Annotated in this window: 21 protein-coding genes; 10 read left to right on the forward strand and 11 right to left on the reverse strand. The window is 68.9% G+C overall.

From position 1 onward, the window contains the following. Positions 1-24: 24 nt before the first annotated feature. Entirely contained in the window at positions 25-885 is an 861-nt protein-coding gene (gene hemF, locus QE363_RS16875; protein ID WP_309697132.1) for an oxygen-dependent coproporphyrinogen oxidase, read from the forward strand. Between the two features lie 3 nt (positions 886-888). Continuing rightward, on the forward strand, positions 889-1,482 hold the full coding sequence (locus QE363_RS16880) for an N-acetyltransferase (protein ID WP_307100568.1): 594 nt from the start codon (positions 889-891) through the stop codon (positions 1,480-1,482). Here QE363_RS16880 and QE363_RS16885 read toward each other — a convergent pair. Together QE363_RS16885 and QE363_RS16890 are read right to left on the reverse strand one after the other, a co-directional pair. Further along, positions 1,472-2,200, reverse strand: a complete 729-nt coding sequence (locus QE363_RS16885) for a hypothetical protein (RefSeq protein WP_309697135.1) — start codon at positions 2,198-2,200, stop codon at positions 1,472-1,474. The genes QE363_RS16880 and QE363_RS16885 overlap by 11 nt on opposite strands. 11 nt (positions 2,201-2,211) lie before the next feature. Next, entirely contained in the window at positions 2,212-3,063 is an 852-nt protein-coding gene (locus tag QE363_RS16890; protein ID WP_309697137.1) for a hypothetical protein, read from the reverse strand. 172 nt (positions 3,064-3,235) lie between these two features. Between QE363_RS16890 and lipB the strand changes: the two genes are divergently transcribed. The 4 genes from lipB to QE363_RS16910 all read left to right on the forward strand — a co-directional run bounded on the left by lipB (position 3,236) and on the right by QE363_RS16910 (position 7,243). After that, positions 3,236-3,907, forward strand: a complete 672-nt coding sequence (gene lipB, locus QE363_RS16895; RefSeq protein WP_405053195.1) for a lipoyl(octanoyl) transferase LipB — start codon at positions 3,236-3,238, stop codon at positions 3,905-3,907. Positions 3,908-3,997: 90 nt separating this feature from the next. Further along, a complete protein-coding gene (locus tag QE363_RS16900; RefSeq protein ID WP_307100572.1) occupies positions 3,998-4,264 on the forward strand; it encodes a hypothetical protein in 267 nt (88 codons plus the stop codon). A gap of 247 nt (positions 4,265-4,511) precedes the next feature. Beyond that, a complete protein-coding gene (locus tag QE363_RS16905) occupies positions 4,512-5,219 on the forward strand; it encodes a hypothetical protein (RefSeq protein ID WP_307100574.1) in 708 nt (235 codons plus the stop codon). A gap of 161 nt (positions 5,220-5,380) precedes the next feature. Then, on the forward strand, positions 5,381-7,243 hold the full coding sequence (locus QE363_RS16910) for an ABC-F family ATP-binding cassette domain-containing protein (RefSeq protein WP_309697140.1): 1,863 nt from the start codon (positions 5,381-5,383) through the stop codon (positions 7,241-7,243). A 245-nt stretch (positions 7,244-7,488) separates the two neighbouring features. Here the strand turns inward: QE363_RS16910 and QE363_RS16915 are convergent, their stop codons facing one another. Both QE363_RS16915 and QE363_RS16920 read right to left on the reverse strand, forming a co-directional pair. Beyond that, positions 7,489-7,767, reverse strand: coding sequence for a DUF3297 family protein (locus QE363_RS16915; RefSeq protein WP_309697142.1), 279 nt, complete (start codon positions 7,765-7,767; stop codon positions 7,489-7,491). A 76-nt stretch (positions 7,768-7,843) separates the two neighbouring features. Then, on the reverse strand, positions 7,844-8,212 hold the full coding sequence (locus tag QE363_RS16920) for a hypothetical protein (protein WP_309697144.1): 369 nt from the start codon (positions 8,210-8,212) through the stop codon (positions 7,844-7,846). A gap of 140 nt (positions 8,213-8,352) precedes the next feature. On the opposite strand from QE363_RS16920, the gene QE363_RS16925 reads away from it, so the two are divergent. Next, the gene (locus QE363_RS16925) at positions 8,353-8,754 is read left to right on the forward strand and encodes an EVE domain-containing protein (protein WP_309698232.1); all 402 of its coding nucleotides are present in this window, start codon (positions 8,353-8,355) and stop codon (positions 8,752-8,754) included. A 259-nt stretch (positions 8,755-9,013) separates the two neighbouring features. On the opposite strand, the gene QE363_RS16930 is transcribed toward QE363_RS16925, so the two are convergent. From QE363_RS16930 to QE363_RS16945, 4 genes are all read right to left on the reverse strand, one after another. Beyond that, positions 9,014-9,832, reverse strand: coding sequence for a shikimate 5-dehydrogenase (locus tag QE363_RS16930; RefSeq protein WP_309697146.1), 819 nt, complete (start codon positions 9,830-9,832; stop codon positions 9,014-9,016). 88 nt (positions 9,833-9,920) lie between these two features. Then, the gene (locus QE363_RS16935) at positions 9,921-10,988 is read right to left on the reverse strand and encodes a sialidase family protein (RefSeq protein ID WP_309697148.1); all 1,068 of its coding nucleotides are present in this window, start codon (positions 10,986-10,988) and stop codon (positions 9,921-9,923) included. A 45-nt stretch (positions 10,989-11,033) separates the two neighbouring features. After that, positions 11,034-12,074, reverse strand: a complete 1,041-nt coding sequence (locus QE363_RS16940; protein WP_309697150.1) for a nitronate monooxygenase — start codon at positions 12,072-12,074, stop codon at positions 11,034-11,036. 7 nt (positions 12,075-12,081) lie between these two features. Next, a complete protein-coding gene (locus QE363_RS16945; protein WP_309697152.1) occupies positions 12,082-12,789 on the reverse strand; it encodes a cytochrome c family protein in 708 nt (235 codons plus the stop codon). A gap of 117 nt (positions 12,790-12,906) precedes the next feature. On the opposite strand from QE363_RS16945, the gene QE363_RS16950 reads away from it, so the two are divergent. Continuing rightward, the gene (locus QE363_RS16950) at positions 12,907-13,797 is read left to right on the forward strand and encodes a prephenate dehydratase (protein ID WP_309697154.1); all 891 of its coding nucleotides are present in this window, start codon (positions 12,907-12,909) and stop codon (positions 13,795-13,797) included. 361 nt (positions 13,798-14,158) lie between these two features. On the opposite strand, the gene nudC is transcribed toward QE363_RS16950, so the two are convergent. Genes nudC through mutY form a run of 3 tightly spaced genes read right to left on the reverse strand, consistent with a single transcriptional unit; the run spans position 14,159 to position 17,387 of the window. Next, a complete protein-coding gene (gene nudC / locus QE363_RS16955) occupies positions 14,159-15,013 on the reverse strand; it encodes an NAD(+) diphosphatase (protein WP_309697156.1) in 855 nt (284 codons plus the stop codon). Beyond that, positions 15,010-16,329: a serine hydrolase domain-containing protein gene (locus QE363_RS16960; protein ID WP_405053224.1), complete on the reverse strand. Its 1,320-nt coding sequence runs from the start codon at positions 16,327-16,329 to the stop codon at positions 15,010-15,012. The genes nudC and QE363_RS16960 overlap by 4 nt, the downstream gene beginning before the upstream one ends. An 8-nt stretch (positions 16,330-16,337) precedes the next feature. Continuing rightward, positions 16,338-17,387, reverse strand: coding sequence for an A/G-specific adenine glycosylase (gene mutY, locus QE363_RS16965; protein WP_309697160.1), 1,050 nt, complete (start codon positions 17,385-17,387; stop codon positions 16,338-16,340). Between the two features lie 26 nt (positions 17,388-17,413). On the opposite strand from mutY, the gene QE363_RS16970 reads away from it, so the two are divergent. Together QE363_RS16970 and QE363_RS16975 are read left to right on the forward strand one after the other, a co-directional pair. Continuing rightward, positions 17,414-17,929, forward strand: coding sequence for a DciA family protein (locus QE363_RS16970; protein WP_309697162.1), 516 nt, complete (start codon positions 17,414-17,416; stop codon positions 17,927-17,929). Next, the gene (locus QE363_RS16975; RefSeq protein WP_309697164.1) at positions 17,929-18,624 is read left to right on the forward strand and encodes a thioredoxin domain-containing protein; all 696 of its coding nucleotides are present in this window, start codon (positions 17,929-17,931) and stop codon (positions 18,622-18,624) included. The genes QE363_RS16970 and QE363_RS16975 overlap by 1 nt, the downstream gene beginning before the upstream one ends. The last annotated feature ends 22 nt before the right edge of the window (positions 18,625-18,646 follow it).

Below are 18,646 nucleotides of genomic sequence, written 5' to 3' on the forward strand. Positions count from 1 at the left end.
TCCCCCGCCCAGAGACTCCGGACCATGACCAGCCGCACCCCCGACATCGCGCTCGACGCCGAGCAGGACGCCGCCCGCCTCTGGTTCGAATCGCTGCGCGACCGGATCTGCGCCGCGTTCGAGGCGATCGAGCGCGAGGCGGGGTCGGACGCGGCCTTCACCTATACCGCCTGGGACCGTGCCGACCCCAGCGGCGAGCCCGGCGGCGGCGGGGTGCGCGGCGTGATGAAGGGGCGCGTCTTCGAAAAGGTCGGCGTCAACGTCTCGACCGTCGGCGGCACGTTCGAGGGGCCGTTCGCCCAGACCATCCACGGCGCGGGCGAGGATCCGCGCTTCGTGGCGACCGGCATCAGCCTGGTCGCACACATGGCCAACCCGCATGTCCCCGCGGTCCATATGAACACCCGCTTCCTGACCACGACGAAGCGCTGGTTCGGCGGCGGTGCGGACCTGAATCCGCCGCTGCCCATCGAGGAGGATACCGCCGAATTCCATGCCGCGATGCAGGCGGCGTGCGATGCGCATGACCCGGACCATTATCCCCGGTTCAAGGCCTGGGCCGACGACTATTTCTACATCCCCCACCGCAAGGTGCATCGCGGCGTGGGCGGCATCTTCTACGATCATCTGGAGGGCGATTTCGACGCCAATTTCGCGCTGACCCGCGATGTCGGCGAGGCGTTCCTGGACGTCTATCCGCGCATCGTCCGGCGGCGGATGGACCAGCCCTTTACCGAGGCGGATCGCGCGACGATGCTGGCGTGGCGCGGGCGCTATGCCGAGTTCAACCTGGTCCATGATCGCGGCACGCTGTTCGGGCTGAAGACGGGCGGCAATATCGAGGCGATCCTGATGAGCCTGCCGCCGCTCGCGACCTGGGAATAATCCATGGCGCTGATCCCCGTCGATCCCGGCGAGATCGCCACCATCGTCACCACGCTGGAGATGCGCGAGCGCCCGCGCCCGCGCCCGATGCTCGCCTCGCCGTTGCGGCTGACCGCCTGGGCCAGGCCCGACCCTGCCAAATACCGGGCGCTGTTCGCGCGGGTCGGCGCGCCGTGGCTGTGGTTCTCGCGGCTGGTGATGGACGATGCGATGCTGACCGGGATCATCCACGATCCCGCCGTCTCGGTCTTCGCGGTCATCGACCGGATGGGGATCGAGGTCGGCTTGCTCGAACTCGACCATCGCCAGACGGGCGCGTGCGAGATCGGCTATTTCGGACTGATCCCCGAACTGGCGGGGCATGGCCATGGCCGTTGGCTGATGGCGCAGGCGATGCTGCGCGCCTGGACGCCGGGGGTGGAGCGGGTCTGGGTGCATACCTGCACGCTCGACCATCCCTCGGCGCTGAGCTTCTACCGCAAGCAGGGATTCACCCCGATCGGGCGCGCGATCGAGACCTTTCCCGATCCCCGCGCGCTGGGATTGTTGCCCGAGGATGCCGCGCCGCAAATCCCGCGCCTGGGGATCAGCGGCTGACCAGTCGGCGATAGGCGGCGAGCGCGATCAGCGCCTGGGCCACCCCGGACGCCAGCGCCACCGCCGCCGCCCCGGTCTGGAGCAGGGCGATCGCGACCGGATTGCCGCCGCTGCCCTGCACCGTGTCGATCAGCAGGATGAAGGGCTGGCCCAGGATCATCCCGCCCAGATAGGTGCAGGAGGCCAGCGCCGCCATCGGCAGCCCGACGCCCCGCGTCAGCGCGAACGAGCGGGCCAGCGCCGCCAGCGCGGGCATCCGCCGCTCGGCCAGCAGGATCGGCCCGACCAGCAGCAACCGCCCCGCGACATACAGCCCCGGCAGGATGTAGAGCAGCATTCCCGCCCCCACCGGCAACGCCACTAGGATCATCGCGAGCAGGAAGCGCGGCGCGATCCGCAGGCTGACGTTCAGCGCCTGTCCCACCGTCAACCGGCCGCCGCCCAGATGCAGCGCCAGCAGCGCCGCGGTGCCGATCAGCCCGATCGCATAGGTGGCGAAATACCAGCCGCCATATTGCCCGGCCCAGTTGCCCACCGAATCGACCCAGGCCATCGCACGCGCCGCGCCGTCTGCCGCGTCCTCCTCGGGCAGCGGCGGCGCAGGCACCAGCAGGCCGAGCGCGAGCGTCGGCAGGAACAGGAAAGGCGCGGCGAGCCGCAGCGTAAGGTCGGCATTCCGGCGGAACAGGCCCCAGGCGTCCCGCAGCGCAGCCATCATGTCGAACGTCATCACAGCGACGGCGTGCCGTCCTCCGTGGCCGGACCGGCGGGATGCTCGGCCGCCGTCGCGACATAGAGCCGGGCGACGAAGACATAGGCCAGCGTCATGAAGGCGGCGGTGACGATCGACCCCAGCACCCCGACCAGCCCCAGCACGATCCCCGGCCGGTCGGGCCCGAGCGCCAGCCGCAGGACGGCGCCGGTCACCCCCTGCACCGCCAGCGTGGTGACGAACAGGACGATCAGGAACAGCAGCGAGACGCCGATCAGCCGCCAGGTCATCCCACGCGTCAACGTCAGCGACCGGCGATAGGCGCCCAGCCCCCGCCGCTCGTTCAGGACCACCGCATAAAGGGGCATGAACCGCACGCCGATCCACACCGCGACCAGGGCGAGGGCCAGGATGTAGAGCCCCAGAATCGCACCCAGCCCCGAGGGGATGGGCGGCATCAGCGCGGGATTGCCATTGGCGGCCACCGCCTGCGCGAAGTCGAAGCCCGAGGCCCCCAGCAGGACCATGGGAATGAGGATGGCGACCATGAACGCCAGGCCGAGCACCAGCGCCACGCCCAGCGCCGCCGGGAATCGCCGCCACCCGGCACGCGCCGCATCGGCCTGGGTGGTCGCGGGATGGGTGGCCAGCGCCATGATCGCCAGCTGCGCCCAGATGCCCAGCAGCGCGCCCAGGATCGTCGATACCATCATCAGGCCGCCATGCGGCACGCTGCCAGCGGGGACGAGCAGCAGCTGGACCAGGACCGGGACCACGAACCCGATCGCGGCGAAGGGGACCAGCATCCCGGCCCTGCCCGCCAGCACCTGTTGCGTGCTGTCCCACACCGATCCGATCCTGACGGTCATCTTGCTTCCCTTTGCCCCGTCATGCGGCCGACCTGTCCGGCGTCATCCGTCATGAACATGACTCCTGCCTAACCGATTGCCGGACGGGATGCCATCGGTCGCGTTGGCCCGCCGCCCCCTTCCCGGCGGAACGCTTGCATCGCCGCCGCCCCAGGCGCAGATAGCGCGCATCGTGACCGATCTTCCCGCCTTTTCCGATATCGAATGGCGCATCAGCGCCGGGCTCACCCCCTATGACCAGTCGCTTGCCGAGATGGAGGCGCGCGCCGCCGCGGTGGCGGCGGGCGAGGCGCGCGAGCTGGTCTGGCTGCTCGAACATCCCCCCGTCTATACGGCCGGGACCAGCGCCGATCCGGCCGAGCTGGTCGATCCGCGCTTTCCGGTGCACCAGACCGGGCGCGGCGGCAAATATACCTATCACGGGCCCGGACAGCGGACCGGCTATCTGGTGCTCGACCTGACCAAGCGCGGCCGCGACGTGCGGCAGTTCGTCCATGCGCTGGAGGACTGGCTGATCGCCGCGCTCGGCCGGCTGGGGGTGAATGCCTTCAGCGTGGACGGGCGCGTCGGCATCTGGACCCGCGACGGCGGGCCGGAGGCCAAGATCGGCGCGATCGGGGTGCGCGTGCGCCGCTGGGTCACGCTGCACGGGTTCGCGGTCAATATCGCGCCCGACCTGTCCCATTTCGGTGGCATCATCCCCTGCGGCCTGCCGGAGTTCCCGGTGACCAGTCTTTTTGCGTTGAATGGCACCAAGTCATTGGAAACCTTTGACGAGGCGCTTGCGTTCAGCTTTCCGGCTTTCCTCAAGACCCTTGATCCGGTCCGACAAAACGAGGCTTGAGGACCAGGCGGTATCCGATTAATGTCCACCCCGATTTGGGTAATAGGGCCAGCAAGCCGTTCCAAATCCTTATTATCAAGGGAGCTTCCAATGCGTGCAATCATCTCCAAGGTCCTGACGGGCTCGATCATCGCCGGCGCGGCGCTCGCGGTTTCGGCTTGCGGCTCGAAGACCGAGAACACCACCGACGCGAACATGACCACCGAAATGAACGCTTCGGAAGGCATGGACACCACCACCGACAACATGACCGCCGTCGACGGCGCCATGAACGGTGGCGTGATGGCCAACGACACCATGTCGAACGACATGATGATGGCCAACGACACGATGACCAACGCGTCGAACGCGATGTAATCATCGCCAGGATCATTCCTGACGACAGGGGCCGTCCGGGCGACCGGGCGGCCCTTTTCATGGGTGCGCCAGCCCGCTTAAAGGGGGTGTCGGTGCCACCGCCAACACCGCGATTTCGCTGCCTTTCCGTAACGACCGATCGCATCCGACAATCGACGCGACCCCGTGATTTCCATTTGGGTCGCCCCCCAAAAAGCGTTATGTTTCGGGACGCTCGAAAGCCCTACGGGGGAAGGATCGGAACACAATGAAGGTGGTGCGTACCGCGCTGGTCGCCGGCGTGGCTTTTTGGGGGATGGGTGCCGCGGCACCCGCATCGGCACAATTCTTCCTGCAGCCCTATAATTTCCAGGGAAAGCCCGTTCAGGGCGACGAACCCGGCATCGGCCAGCCGCTGCCCGGCGCGACCCCGGCCGAGCTGCGCGCGGGGCTGCTCTGGAACATGCGCGCCGCGCTCAACGTCGCCGCGCTGCAATGCCAGTTCGAGCCGACGCTGGCCACGGTCGCCAACTACAACGCGATCCTCAAGGATCATGAGGGCGAGCTGAAGGGCGCGTTCGACACGCTCGGCGCCTATTTCAAGCGCAAGAACAAGACCGTGAAGGAAGGCCAGAACGCGCTCGACCAGTTCGGCACGCGCACCTATGCCAGCTTCTCCTCGGTGTCGGGCCAGCTGGGCTTCTGCCAGACGGCCAGCTCGATCCTGCATCAGGCGGTCTTCACCCCGCGCGGCCATCTGGGCGAGCTGGCGGTCGACCGGATGCAGGAACTGCGCAACAGCCTGGTCCCTTATGGCGAGCAGCGCTTCCCGCGCTATATCGGCCGCGAGCATGTCGCCGTGACCATGCCGCGCCTGGACGCGCTGTGCTGGAACAAGCGGGCCGAATGGGTCGTCAAGAAGTGCGGGCCGCAGAACTGGCCGCCCGCCGGCGCGACCAACCTCGCCGCGCGCTGAACCCTACACCTCCCCGACACGGGGAGGTCGCAGGCCGAAGGCCTGACGGAGGGGTTTTCCCGGCGGCAAGGCAGAGCCGACCTCGCCAGCCGGGACACCCCTCCACCATGTTTCGCATGGTCCCCCTCCCCTTTCGCGCCGGAATTTGCTACGCGCGCGCCATGCTCAATCTGAATGGCATCACCGTGCGCCTGGGCGGCCGCACGATCCTCGACGGTGCATCCGCCGCGCTCCCCCCCGGCAGCCGGGTCGGCCTGATCGGCCGCAACGGTGCTGGCAAGTCGACGCTCGTCCGCGTGATCGCGGGCCAGCTGGAGGCCGATGACGGCGCCTGCGAAATGCCCAAGGGCGCGCGGCTCGGCTATATCGCGCAGGAAGCGCCCGACGGCACCGCCACCCCGTTCGAGACGGTGCTGGCCGCCGATGTCGAGCGCGCCGAGCTGATGGAGCGCAGCGAGACCGAGAGCGATCCCGAAAAGCTGGGCGACATTTACGAGCGGTTGATCGCGATCGACGCCTATACCGCCCCCGCGCGCGCCTCCAGCATCCTGCAGGGGCTGGGTTTCGACGAGGCGATGCAGGCGCGCCCGCTGTCCAGCTATTCGGGCGGGTGGAAGATGCGCGTGGCGCTCGCCGCCCTGCTCTTCTCGGCGCCCGACGTGCTGCTGCTCGACGAACCGTCGAACCACCTCGACCTCGAAGCGGTGATGTGGCTGGAGGATTTCCTCAAATCCTATCGCGCGACGATCCTGCTGGTCAGCCATGAGCGCGACTTCCTGAACAATGTCGTCGACCATATCCTGCACCTGCAGGGCGGCAAGGTGACGCTCTACCCCGGCGGTTACGATTCGTTCGAGCGCCAGCGCGCCGAGCGGATGGCGCAGCTCGCCGCCGCCAAGGCGAATCAGGAGGCGCAGCGCGCCAAGCTACAGGATTACATCGCGCGCAACTCGGCCCGCGCCTCGACCGCCAAACAGGCACAGAGCCGCGCCAAGATGCTGTCCAAGATGCAGCCCATCGCCGAGATGGCGAACGATCCCTCGCTGTCCTTCGATTTCCCCGATCCCGACCAGCTGCGCCCGCCGCTGATCACGCTCGACCTCGCCAGTGTGGGCTATGCGGAGACGCCGATCCTGAAGCGGCTGAACCTGCGTATCGACCCGGACGACCGGATCGCGCTCCTGGGCCGCAACGGCAACGGCAAGACGACGCTGGCCCGCCTGCTCGCCGCGCAGCTGACGCCGATGGAAGGCGACATGAATTCGTCGGGCAAGATGCGCGTCGGCTATTTCACCCAATATCAGGTCGAGGAGCTCGACACCGACGATACCGCGCTGGAACACATGACCCGGATCATGCGCGGCGCGACCCCGGCGGCGGTACGCGCGCAGCTGGGCCGGTTCGGCTTTTCGGGTGACAAGGCGACGACCAAGGTCGGCAAGCTGTCGGGCGGCGAGCGGGCCCGCTTGGCGCTGGCGCTCATCACGCGCGACGCGCCGCACATGCTGATCCTCGACGAACCGACCAACCACCTCGACGTCGATGCGCGCGAGGCGCTGGTCCAGGCGCTCAACATGTACAAGGGCACCGTCGTCCTGGTCAGCCATGACCGCCACATGCTGGAGATGACCGCCGATCGGCTGGTGCTGGTCGACAACGGCACCGCCAAGGAATTCGACGGGTCGCTGGACGATTATATCGCCTTCGTCCTGAAGGGCGATGCGGGCCAGGGCGATGCCGCCTCCAAGGCGGACCGCGCGGCCAGCAAGAAGGCCTCGGCCGAGCAGCGCGAACGCTTCAACGCGATGAAGAAGACGCTCCGGGGCATCGAGGACGAGATGGCCAAGCTGACCCGCGAGCGCGACGCGCTGGACAAGGCGATGAACGACCCGGCCTCGGCCGAACCACGCCATGCCAGGCTGTCGATGGGCGAACTGAACAAGCGCCGCGCCGAAGTGGTCGAGAAACTCGCCGATGCCGAGACGCGCTGGATGGAGGCGGGCGAGGCGATGGAGGCGGCTTGAGCCCGGCCCTCCGTTCGCGTTGAGTGACGTCGAAATGCGGCAGGGGATTCCCTTGGGCTTCGACTTCGCTCAGCCTGAACGGGGGGTTGGGAGCAGATGGTCCATAACGCAGGCATGTTCCCCGGCGAAGGCCGGGGCCCAGTTACAGCGAAGGTAGATGGCGCGCTACCCGACGAGTGGGAGGCAACCACACCTCACCCTCGAAGGCAACCGGACCCCGGCCTTCGCCGGGGTCCGACCGGAAATCAGGCCTCGTCCGAACCCTCGGCGGCGTCTTCGCCAGCGGCCGGGTTCTCGATCCACGCCTCGACCTCGCCGGTCAGCTTCAGGGTCAGCGGGCGGCCATGGCGGTCGACCTTCTTGCCCAGCGCGACGCGGATCCAGCCTTCGGAAATGCAATATTCCTCGACGTCGCGGCGCTCGGCGCCCTTGAAGCGGATGCCAACGCCCCGCTGGAGCAGGTCCTGGTCGAAATAGGGGCTGTCCGGGTTGGTGGACAGGCGATCGGGAACGGTATCGGTCATGTCCGCGCCTTAACGCCGAGACGGGCTCGCTGCCAAGAAAAAGCGGCGCCGGAATGATCCGACGCCGCCCTTGGACTTAGTTGCAGACCCGCACCTGGACGTTGCGGCCCCAATAGGGGTCCCAGCGCCAGTCGTTCCAGCAACGCGGCCGGTAATCCTGATATTCATAGACCACCGCCGGGGGCGGCGGCGCATAATAGGGATCATAGCCGCGATCGTAATAATAACCGCGATCGACATAGCGCGGCCGGTTGCTGCTGGCGATCGCAGCCCCGACGCCCAGGCCGAGGATGCCGCCGAGCAAAGCGCCCGCCACCGCATCGCCACCGCGATCCCGGTTGTAATAGCCGCGACCCCAACGCTGCGCCTCGGCGGGTGCCGCTGCGGTCAGCGCGGTCGCGGCCAAGGCGAAGCCCAACCCCACTTTCTTCAAAACTCCGTTCATACCGAACCTCCGATACTGATACGCCCGGTCCGCTGATGGCAAAACGCGCCGCTGGCGTCGGTGTTGCGTTCCCTGCCATCATCGGGCTGAATGGACATGGAATGCGGCGTTTAGTCGCGGTTCAGGAGCGCGATACGACCATGGCCCATTGGCTGCTGAAATCGGAGGCGGACAGCTATGGCTGGGACGATCTGGTCCGTGACGGCGAGACCGAATGGGACGGCGTACGCAACGCCGCCGCCGCCAAGCATCTGCGCGGCATGGCGGTGGGCGACTCGGCGATCTTCTATCACAGCGGCAAGGACAAGGCGGCGGTCGGGATCGTCACCGTCACCCGCACCGCGCGCCCCGACGGCGAGGATGGACGCTGGGTATCGGTCCAGGTCGCGCCCGACCGGCCGCTCCCCCGCCCCGTCACGCTGGCGGCGATGAAGGCGGAGGCCAGGCTGGCCGACCTGCCGATGCTGCGCCAGTCCCGCCTCTCCGTCTCGCCGGTAGGCGAAGCCGAATGGGCGGTGCTGATGGCGATGGGCGGAATCTAGGGCGGGTCGACGCTCAGCGATGCCTTTCCGGCCCTCGCCCCTCGCAGAGGGGAGAGGGTTGCGCAGACTTGGCCTTTGCATAGCAAAGGCTTAGTCGGAGCTGGGTGAGGGGTGGGCGCTCGCGAAGCGAGCGCGCGAGCCTCTGGGCTCGCTCAACCCCTCACCCAAGCTGCGCTAGCCAGCAGGCTGGCAAGCTTCGCTAACCCTCTCCCCTTTCCAGGGGAGAGGGGAAGAAAACAATACTGAATGTCGATCGGCCCTAGCCCAGGCTGCGCGCATAGGCGGCCGCTTCGGCCACCTGATCGGGGGTGGGGCGCAGGCCGGTATAGAGGACGAACTGTTCCAGCGCCTGGATGGTCGCGACCTCGGTGCCGGTGACGATTCGCTTGCCCAGCGCCCGCGCGGTCTTCAGGAACCGTGTCTCGGGCGGATATTGCACCACATCGAAGGCGATGTCCGCATCGGCGATCATCGCCTCGGGAAAGGCCAGGTCATCCTCATTGCCGCCGGTCATGCCGATCGGCGTGACGTTGATGAGCAGCGGCGCGCCCTCACCCAATTCACTCGCCCAGCCAAAGCCGTAAAGCTCGGCCAGCCCCCGCCCCGCGGCTTCGTTGCGCGCGACGATGGTGCCGTGGGTGAAACCCGAATCCCGCAGTGCGGCGGCGACCGCCTTGGCCATGCCGCCCGATCCGCGCAGCACGAACGGCGTCGCGCGATCGATATCGGCGACTAGTTCGACGACAGCGGCATAGTCGGTATTGTATCCCGTCAGCCGCCCGCCATCGTTGACGATCGTGTTGACACTGTCGATCGCCGCCGCCGACCCGGCCAGCCCGTCGAGCATCGGGATCACCGCTTCCTTGAACGGCATCGAGATCGCACAGCCCCGAATGTCCAGCGCGCGAATCCCCCCGACCGCCGCCGCCAGATCGGTGGTGCTGAACGACTTGTAGACATAGTCGAGCCCGGTCAGCTCATAGAGCCAGTTGTGGAAGCGCGATCCGAAATTGCCGGGCCGCGCCGACAGCGACATGCACAGCCGCGTATCGCGACCGATGGGGGGCTTGGTGGTCATCGCGACGGTGTAGCGGGCTGCGGCGCGGGTGGCACCCCCTTGTTGATTTCGCGGGCGATTCCCGTGGCCTTCGACGGGCCTCCCTCCCTTACCTGAGCAGCCTGGGATCGATCACGACATGCCGGATATGCTGCCGGTTCCAGGTATAGGTCACATGGACCAGCCCGTCGCGCGTCTGGATCACCGCCGGATAGGCATAGCCATCGGGCATCGGCTTGCTCTCCAGCGTCAGCGCGTTGCGCCAGCGCACCCCGTCATCGGACAGGCCGATATTGATCGGCCAGCGCGGCCCGTCGCCCGGCGTATCGGGGGCGTGTGCGCTGTGGTTATAGACGATCAGCTGGCGCCCGTCGGCCAGCGTCACCGCATCGGTGCCCGCATTGGGATTGGGCAGGTCGATGGCCGCGATCGGCGACCAAGTGACGCCATTGTCGCGCGACCAGCTCTGCGCCAGCGCCCCCTGCCGCGTCCGCGCGATCAGTTCCAGGCGACCGTCCGGGTGGAAGAGGATGCTGGGCTGGATCGCCTCGATATGCATGGGGCTGGCGATGCGCGGGCCCACCGTCCAGCTCTTGCCCTGGTCGGTACTACGCTCGATCCGCAGCGACCAGATATTGGCCTCGGCATTGCCCTCCTCGCGGCTGGATGGAGCGATCCAGCTGCCATCGGCGGCGATCACCAGCTTGTTCTTGATCGGCCCCAGCACGCCCTCGGGCAGCCGCTCGGGACGCGTCCAGGTGCGGCCGCCATCGGTCGAGCGAATCACCATGCCCCACCATTCGCGTGGGTTCGGCCCCACCTTGTAGAACAGCTGGAGCGCGCCGCCCGGCGGCTGGAACAGCACAGGGTTCCAGGTCGGATAGCGTTTGCTGTCCGCGCTGACGCCATCGGCGACGGGCACCGGCGCGGCCCAGCCCTTTGCCTCCCGGCGCGCGAACCAGATGCGGACATCGGGGCGGCTCTCGCCCGAGCCGGCGAACCAGGCGGCGGCCAGCGTGCCGTCGGGAAGCTGGACGATCGTGGAGGCATGCGCCTGTGGATAGGGGGCGGCGGCATCGACGAACTCGGACAGCAGGATCGGCGAGCGGCTCTCCGCTGCGGGCAGGGGCGCGGCCGCGACCAGCGCGGGGGCCGCCATCCAAAGCGCGATTCTCACAAACTGTCCCTTTCCGATGCCTGCAATCGTCGGCGCGGATAGACGCTATCGCCGTATCTCGCCAGCGATCGTGCGGACCAGCGTGCCCGCCGGCAGGGCGCGGGCCAGCGGAGCCCCCTGCCCGGCCCATTGCGCGCCATAGCCAGGCTCGCCCTTCGCACGGGCGGCGGCGTTCAGCGCCTTTCCGGCGTCATAGGCCTGCGGATAATCGGGCGGCGCGACCGACAAGGTCTCGCCCAGCGCGGTGAAGCGATTGGGCAGGCAGCGCGCGGGCCGCCCGGATATGGCGCGGGTCATGACGCTATGCGCCGCTCCGGGGCCGCTCAGCGCCGCGCGATAGGCGTCATCCGCCGCGCTTTCCGGACAGGCGATGAAAGCGGTGCCCAGCTGCGCCGCCACCGCCCCCAGCGCCAGCGCCGCCGACACGCCCGCCCCGTCCATGATCCCGCCTGCCGCGATGACCGGCAGGCGCGTCCGCACCACCAGCATCCGGGTCAGCGCCAGCGTCCCCAGCCGGTCGTCGGGCGCATCCGGGTCGAAGACGCCGCGATGCCCGCCCGCTTCATAGCCTTGCGCGACCAGCGCATCGATGCCCGCATGCTCGGCGGCCCGCGCCTCCGCCAGCGAGGTGACGCTCGCCAGCAACCGGCAGCCGACGCCTTTCAGTGCCGCGATCCGATCGGCACCGGGCAGGCTGAAATGGAAGCTGACCACCGAGGGGCGCGTCGCGACCAGCAGGGCCAGCATCGCGTCATCCTCGGCAAAGCTGGCATAGATGGTGCGCAAGGCCAGCGGCGGAGCGGCGTCCTGTTCGGCGAAGGCGGGCCGCAACGCCTCGCGCCAGGCCGCCTCCCGCTGGGGATCGGGGCGAGGCGGCGCATGGACGAAGAGATTGACGTTGAAGGGGCGCGGCGTTCGGCCCCGCGTCTCGGCGATCATGGCGGCGGCACCGGCGGCATCGCTCGCCCCCAGGGCGACCGCGCCGAGCCCGCCCGCCTCCCCGACCGCCGCCGCCATGGCGGGCGTCGACACCCCCGCCATCGGCGCTTGCAGGATCGGCGGATCGAGGCTCAGGCCGGGCAGCATCCCCCGGTCAGCGCGGCGCCTTGGCCCCCTCCACCGCCGCCTGCGGATCGACCGAGGGTGCGCCCCGCGCGGGCGTGCCGGTATTGGCGATCGACCCGGTATCGCCGCGCGGATCCTCCTCGACCCGGTTGACCGCCGCATCGACGCCGTTGGCGGGGGCGTCGCCCGCCGCCGGTTCCTTGGCGGCCGGCGCGGCGGGCAGCGGCAGGTTCGATCCCTGCTGGTTGAGATAGAGGATCACGTTCGCGCGGTCCTGCGGATTGGACAGCCCGGCAAAGGTCATCTTGGTGCCGGGCGCGAATTTGCGCGGGGACGTCAGCCACGCGTTCATCTTGTCCCAGTCCCATGTGCCGCCGACCGCCTTCAGCGCGTCGGAGAAGGCGAAGCCCGCCTTGCCCTGCGCGATGGCCTCTCCCATGGTGGCATAGAGGTTGGGACCGATCCCGTTCGCGCCGCCCTGGTTGATCGTGTGGCAGGCGGCGCATTTCTTGAAAACTTCGGCGCCCTTGGCCGCATCGGCGGTCGGCAGCAGCGAGGCGATCGGCACCTCGGCGGCACCCCCGCCCGATCCCTCGGCCTCGACGCCCTCGATCGCATAGCCCATTTTCTCGGGGCGCTCGTCGTGGAAGATCATGCCGCCGACGATCGAAAGGCCCAATGCGACGCCTGCCGCGCCCAGCACCCATCCCGCGATCGTATTGGTCTTTAGGTCCATCGCTTTTCGCTGCCCCGCCAATATCTCTCCTGAACGCAGACCTTAGGTGCGGCTTTCGCCGACGGCAAGTTTTGCTTCCCTTGATCGCATGGCGCCCGCGCTTTAGGCCGCTGGCCCATGGAAAATTATGCCGCCCCCGCCCGCCCGATCGTCGCGGCGATGACCGAGGCCGCGCTGGCCGAACCCGCGCGCGCGGTCGCCTTTCAAGGTGCGCCGGGCGCCAACAGCCATGTCGCGGCGGTGGAGGCCTTTCCGGACGGCCTGCCGCTGCCCTGTTTCGACTTTGCCGACGCGCTGGATGCGGTGAAGAGCGGCAAGGCCGACCGCGCGATCATCCCGATCGAGAATTCGCTGCACGGGCGCGTCGCCGACATCCATTTCCTGCTGCCCGAATCCGGGCTGGCGATCGTCGGCGAGCATTTCCTGTCGATCCGCCATGCGCTGATGGCGACGGGCGGCCGTGAGGGGCTGGTCGAGGCGATGAGCCATCCGCAGGCGCTGGGCCAGTGCCGCCACTGGCTGCGCGCGCATGGGATTCGCCCGATCGCCTATGCCGATACGGCGGGCGCGGCGGCGCGGGTGGCGGAGATGGGCGACGCCAGCATCGCCGCGCTCGCCCCCCCGCGCGCCGCCGAGCTGTACGGCCTGAACCTGCTGGCCGAGGATGTTTCGGACGGCGACCGCAACATGACCCGCTTCGTGGTGCTGGCGCGCGGCGGCCAGCCGCCGGTGGGCGACGGTCCGTGGATGACCAGCCTGATCTTCGAGGTGAAGAACATCCCCGCCGCGCTCTACAAGGCGATGGGCGGCTTTGCGACCAACGGCGTCAACATGACCAAGCTGGAAAGCTATCAGCGCGGCGGCAGCTTCGCGGCGACCGAATTCTATTGCGACGTGGTCGGCAAGCCGGGCGACCCCGCCTTCGACCGCGCGATCGAGGAACTGGGCTTCCACAGCAAATGGATGCGGGTGCTGGGCACCTACGCCCAGGCACGCCAGCGCGGCTGAAATCCTCCCCGGCAGGGGGGGGGGGAGACCGCCACAAAGCGGTGGTGAAGGGGGATGGCAGCCAACGAGCGCCGATCGACATTTCCTCCCCTCGCCCCTCGCAGAGGGGAGAGGGTTGCGCAGACTTGGCCTTTGCGAAAGCAAAGGCTTAGTCGGAGCTGGGTGAGGGGTGGGCGCTCGCTTGGCGAGCGCGCGAGCCCTTGGGCTCGCTCAACCCCTCACCCAAGCTGCGCTAGCCAGCAGGCTGGCAAGCTTCGCTAACCCTCTCCCCTGTCCAGGGGAGAAGAAGCGATCCTGAATGTCGGTCCGCCCTAAGCCCCCCCATCAGGCCTTCGGTCTGCCACCTCGCCATGCCGGGGGATTATCGGGCCCACGTCTCCAGCAGCGTATGCGCGATGGCATAAGCGGGCGGCACGCCGAAGCGCGACGCATCCCCCGCCAGCGCGGCGCGCACCTCGTCCCGCGACACCCAGATCGCGTCCTCCAGCTCGGTCGTGTCGATCGCCAGCCGGTCGTCCAGCGCCGTCGCGACACAGGCGATCATCAGCGACGAAGGGAAGGGCCAAGGCTGGCTGGCGATATAGCGCACGTCGCGCACCCGCACGCCCGCCTCCTCGAACAGCTCGCGCGCGACCGCTTCCTCGATCGATTCGCCGGGTTCCAGAAACCCCGCCAGCGCCGAATAGCGCCCCGGCGGAAAGGCGGGCTGGCGGCCGAGCAGCGCGCGACCCTCATGCTCGGCGATCATGATGACCACCGGGTCGACTCGCGGGAAATGCTCGGTGCCGCACGCCGGGCAGCGCCGCCCCCAGCCCGCGCGGAACGGCGCGGTCGCCGCGCCGCAGCGCGCACAAAAGCCATGCCGGGCATGCCAGTCGAGCACCGAGCGCGCCGCCGCATAGGTCGCCGCCTCGCCCGCCGCCAGCGCGTGGAGGGCCGCGATCATCTCGACCGAGCGCCCTACCGCCGGTTCCGCGACCAGCCGCGCGAAATGCGGCACGCCGTCCTCGATGCCCAGCAGGACATGATCCTCCGGCCGGGCGTCAGGGGCGATGGCGGTCCAGCCGAGGCGCCCCTCGGCCATGACCGGCTGATATTCGTTCAGGATCAGCAGCCGTGCCGCCGGATCGGCCAGCGCCGCGGCGAAACCCGGTTCGTCATGACGCAGCGGATCGGCGCGGTCGAGTCGCCCGCCGGTAAAGCCCAGTCCGTTCATCGACGCGGTGCCCCCAGATCCTGGTACAGCGCCGCCGCCAGATCGCGCCGCAACGGATAGCGGTCCGCCGGGAAGTAATTGACCATGACGGTCCCACGCATGTGGCGGCTGGGGTCGACAAAGGCGATGGTGCCCGCCGCGCCGCCCCAGCCATAGGTGCCCTTGCCCGGCCCGCCCGGCGTATCGGCCAGCGTTACCGACCCGCCCGCGCCGAAGCCGGTCGGCACCTCACCCGCGCTGCCCCCGGTCGTGCCCGAAACCGAGCCATAGGTGACGCCCGGCGGCAGCAGGTTCGACATGGCGAGCTGGACCGTCTCGGCCTTCATCACGCGGACGCCGTCCACCTCTCCGCCATTCTGGAGCATCTGGAGGAACCGGTCATAGTCGCGCGCCGACATGACCAGCCCCGCCCCGCCATAGGGAAAGCTGGGCGGCTGGCGAAAGACCGAGCCCGCCGCCGGATCGAGCGGCACCAACTGGTCGCCGATGAAGGTGTAATTGGTCGCCAGCCGGTTCGCCGCCGAGGCCGGGACCTGCCAATAGCTGGATGTCATCCTGAGCGGGGTGAATAGGCGCGTCTGGACGAACCGTTCGAACGGCATGCCCGACACCTTCTCGACCACGGCCGCCAGCACGTCGAGGCCGATCGAATAGCTCCATTTGGTCCCCGGCTCGGCGATCAGCGGCAGGGTCGCGACGCGCTCGGCGAATTGCTGGAGGCTGGCGGGGCGGGTCGGCCGCACCTTGGCCTCGACCTGCGCATTGGCCGCGAAGGGCACGATGCCGAGCCGCTCATATTCCTGAAGCAGCGGCCCCTTCGTGACGATGCTGTATCCCAGCCCGGCGGTGTGGGTCATCAGCTCGCGGATGGTGATCGGCTTGGTTGCAGGCCGGGTTTCCAGCGAATGGTCGGGGTCGGTCAGCACCCGCATCCGCGCATAGGCCGGATAGATGTCGGACAGCGGCTGGTCGAGCTTCAGCCGCCCCTCCTCGATCAACATCATCGCGGCCATCGCGGTGATCGGCTTGGTCATCGAATAGACCCGCCACAGTGTGTCCGGCCCGGCGGCGGGCGCGTTCGGCTCCAGGCCGGTCCGCCCTGCCGAGACGAAGACGGTCGGCTGTCCCTGCATCCCCAGCGCGGCGACGATGCCGGGCATCTTGCCGGTGCGGACATAGCTGTCGAACAGGGCCTGGGTCGCGGGCAGCCGGGTCGCCGCCGCCGCCGATACGCGGGGCGGTGCCGCCAGCTGGGCCGGGGCGGCGGTCGCCAGCAGGGTCATCGCCACCCCGCCCGTCATCATCATTCGGCGCATCATCGGCATCAGGTCCTTTTCAACAGATCGGCCGCCCGCGCGAACAGCGTGGGGAGCCCGGCGGTTCCCAGATCGGCGATCAGCCACCATTCCCCCGCCGCCGCGTCCTCGGGCCGCCCTTCGCTCCGGGCGAGCGCGAGTTCCAGCTCGAAATGGGTGAAGCCATGCACGACCGTTTCGTTCAGCATCGTCCATGGCCCCTTGCCCGGTGCCTCGGCCAGCCCCGGCCGTTCGTCGCTCCATGGCCCGGTCGGCAGCGCGCGCATGCCGCCCAGCATCCCCTTGTCCGGGCGGCGGACCAGCCAGACCCGCCCTTCCTGCTCGATCCAGAAGACGGTGCCGTGACGATAGGGACGTTTTTTCTTGGGCGCCTTGGCGGGAAGCGTCTCGGCAATCCCTTGCGCGCGGGCATCGCAATCGACCGCCAGGGGGCAGAGCAGGCATTGCGGCTTCTTCACCGTGCAGATCGCGGAGCCCAGGTCCATCATCGCCTGCGCGAAGTCGCCAGCGCGGGCGTCGGGGGTGATTCGGTCGGTCGCAGCGCGGATCGCGGGCCGCGCGGCGGGCAGCGGCGTTTCGATCGCGAACAACCGGGCTACGACGCGCTCGACATTGGCATCGACCACCACCGCGCGCTCGCCGAACGCGATCGCCGCCACCGCCGCCGCCGTATAGGCCCCCAGCCCCGGCAGGTCGCGCAACGCCGCCTCCGTCGCCGGGAAACGCCCGCCATGCTCCGCCACGACCGCCCGCGCGGCCTTCACCAGATTGCGCGCACGGGCATAATAGCCCAGCCCCGCCCAGGCGGCCATGATGTCCTCGTCGGGCGCGGCGGCCAGGCTGGCCACGTCGGGCCAACGTTCGACCCAGGCGGTGAAGCGCGGCGCGACCGCCGCCACCGTCGTCTGTTGCAGCATCACCTCCGACAGCCAGACCCGGTACGGATCGGGCGTCTCCCCCGGCTTGCTGCGCCAGGGCAGGTCGCGGGCATGACGGTCGTACCAGGCGAGCAGCCGGGCGGCAGGATTGTCGGGCGATGATGAAGGCTTGGCGTGCACCGGCCCGCTATGGCATGGAGCGCGACATGAGCAAGCGCGTCCGCGCCCCCCAGGAGCCGCCCCCCCGTTCCAACCGCCCCCGCGCGGTGTCCGAACTGCTGCCCGCCATCGGCGGCGCGGCCTTTCGTCGTTTCGGCTTCGTGCAGAGCGCGATCGTCAGCCGCTGGCCCGATATCGTCGGCCCGCGCCTGTCGACCGCCAGCGCCCCCGAATCGATCCGCTTTCCGCAGGGCGAGAAGCAGGATGGCGTGCTGACCCTGGTCGTGCGCGGGGCCCATGCCCCGATGATGCAGCATATCGCGCCCGAGATCATCGAGCGGGTGAACCGCTTCTTCGGCTATCCGGCGGTCGCGCGGTTGCAGATCCGGCAGGGCGAGCTGCCGATGGGCGCCCCCCGCCGCCCCGCCCGCCCCAAGCCCCAGCCGGTGCCGCCGGAAATGGGCGACGGCCTGCGCCAGATCGCCGACCCAGAGCTTCGCGCGGTGCTCGAATCGCTGGCCGCGGGCGTCGCGGCGACGCGCGGCATTCCCAAGGTATCGTGATGCGCCTTTTCCTGTCGCTGGCCGCGATCGGCCTTTCGCTTTCCGCCACCAGCGCCGTCGAAGCGGCCCAGGCACAGCGCAAGACCGACTGGACGACCCATATCACCCAGACGCCGACGGGCGCCTATGTCATCGGCAATCCGGCGGCGCGGGTGAAGCTGGTCGAATATGTCAGCTATACCTGCCCGCATTGCGCCGCCTTCATCAACAGCTCGGGCGCGGTGCTGAAGGGGCAGATGGTCCGGTCGGGCTCGACCAGCATCGAGCTGCGCCATTACATCTTCAACCGGATCGACCTGGCGGCCGCGCTGATCGCGCGGTGCGGCGGCGCGGCGAAATTCGCAGGGCTGACCGACACGCTGTTCGCGCAGCAGAAGACGTGGCTGGCGCGCGGCATGGAGTTCGAACAGGCCAATGGCCAGCGGATCGGCATGTATCCGGCGGCGGCGCAGATGCGCGCGATCGCCGATGGCGCGGGGCTGACCGAGATCGGCCGGAGCGCCGGGCTGACCGATGCGCAGATCACCGCCTGCCTGTCGGATCGCGCCGCCACCGACCGGATCGTCGCGATGACCAGCTCGGCCCCCAAGACCCTGGAGGGCACGCCCGGCTTCTTCATCAACGGTCGCCAGGCGACGGGCGTCTTCACCTGGGAGCGCCTGTTGCCGCTGTTGCGCGCGGCCGGAGCCCGCTGACCCCCCTTTTCTCTCGGAGCAT

This window comes from Sphingomonas sp. SORGH_AS_0870 (assembly GCF_031453175.1).
GTDB lineage: Bacteria > Pseudomonadota > Alphaproteobacteria > Sphingomonadales > Sphingomonadaceae > Sphingomonas.

Excerpts from the sequence above, each read along its gene's own strand:
- hemF (WP_309697132.1), top strand. The coding sequence starts at position 25 with ATGACCAGCCGCACCCCCGACATCGCGCTCGACGCCGAGCAGGACGCC.
- QE363_RS16920 (WP_309697144.1), bottom strand. The coding sequence starts at position 8,212 with ATGAACGGAGTTTTGAAGAAAGTGGGGTTGGGCTTCGCCTTGGCCGCG.
- QE363_RS16890 (WP_309697137.1), bottom strand. The coding sequence starts at position 3,063 with ATGACCGTCAGGATCGGATCGGTGTGGGACAGCACGCAACAGGTGCTG.
- QE363_RS16910 (WP_309697140.1), top strand. The coding sequence starts at position 5,381 with ATGCTCAATCTGAATGGCATCACCGTGCGCCTGGGCGGCCGCACGATC.
- QE363_RS16940 (WP_309697150.1), bottom strand. The coding sequence starts at position 12,074 with ATGCTGCCCGGCCTGAGCCTCGATCCGCCGATCCTGCAAGCGCCGATG.
- QE363_RS16970 (WP_309697162.1), top strand. The coding sequence starts at position 17,414 with ATGAGCAAGCGCGTCCGCGCCCCCCAGGAGCCGCCCCCCCGTTCCAAC.
- nudC (WP_309697156.1), bottom strand. The coding sequence starts at position 15,013 with ATGAACGGACTGGGCTTTACCGGCGGGCGACTCGACCGCGCCGATCCG.
- QE363_RS16880 (WP_307100568.1), top strand. The coding sequence starts at position 889 with ATGGCGCTGATCCCCGTCGATCCCGGCGAGATCGCCACCATCGTCACC.
- QE363_RS16915 (WP_309697142.1), bottom strand. The coding sequence starts at position 7,767 with ATGACCGATACCGTTCCCGATCGCCTGTCCACCAACCCGGACAGCCCC.
- QE363_RS16950 (WP_309697154.1), top strand. The coding sequence starts at position 12,907 with ATGGAAAATTATGCCGCCCCCGCCCGCCCGATCGTCGCGGCGATGACC.
- QE363_RS16905 (WP_307100574.1), top strand. The coding sequence starts at position 4,512 with ATGAAGGTGGTGCGTACCGCGCTGGTCGCCGGCGTGGCTTTTTGGGGG.
- QE363_RS16960 (WP_405053224.1), bottom strand. The coding sequence starts at position 16,329 with ATGCGCCGAATGATGATGACGGGCGGGGTGGCGATGACCCTGCTGGCG.
- QE363_RS16900 (WP_307100572.1), top strand. The coding sequence starts at position 3,998 with ATGCGTGCAATCATCTCCAAGGTCCTGACGGGCTCGATCATCGCCGGC.
- QE363_RS16925 (WP_309698232.1), top strand. The coding sequence starts at position 8,353 with ATGGCCCATTGGCTGCTGAAATCGGAGGCGGACAGCTATGGCTGGGAC.
- QE363_RS16975 (WP_309697164.1), top strand. The coding sequence starts at position 17,929 with ATGCGCCTTTTCCTGTCGCTGGCCGCGATCGGCCTTTCGCTTTCCGCC.
- QE363_RS16945 (WP_309697152.1), bottom strand. The coding sequence starts at position 12,789 with ATGGACCTAAAGACCAATACGATCGCGGGATGGGTGCTGGGCGCGGCA.
- QE363_RS16930 (WP_309697146.1), bottom strand. The coding sequence starts at position 9,832 with ATGACCACCAAGCCCCCCATCGGTCGCGATACGCGGCTGTGCATGTCG.
- QE363_RS16885 (WP_309697135.1), bottom strand. The coding sequence starts at position 2,200 with ATGATGGCTGCGCTGCGGGACGCCTGGGGCCTGTTCCGCCGGAATGCC.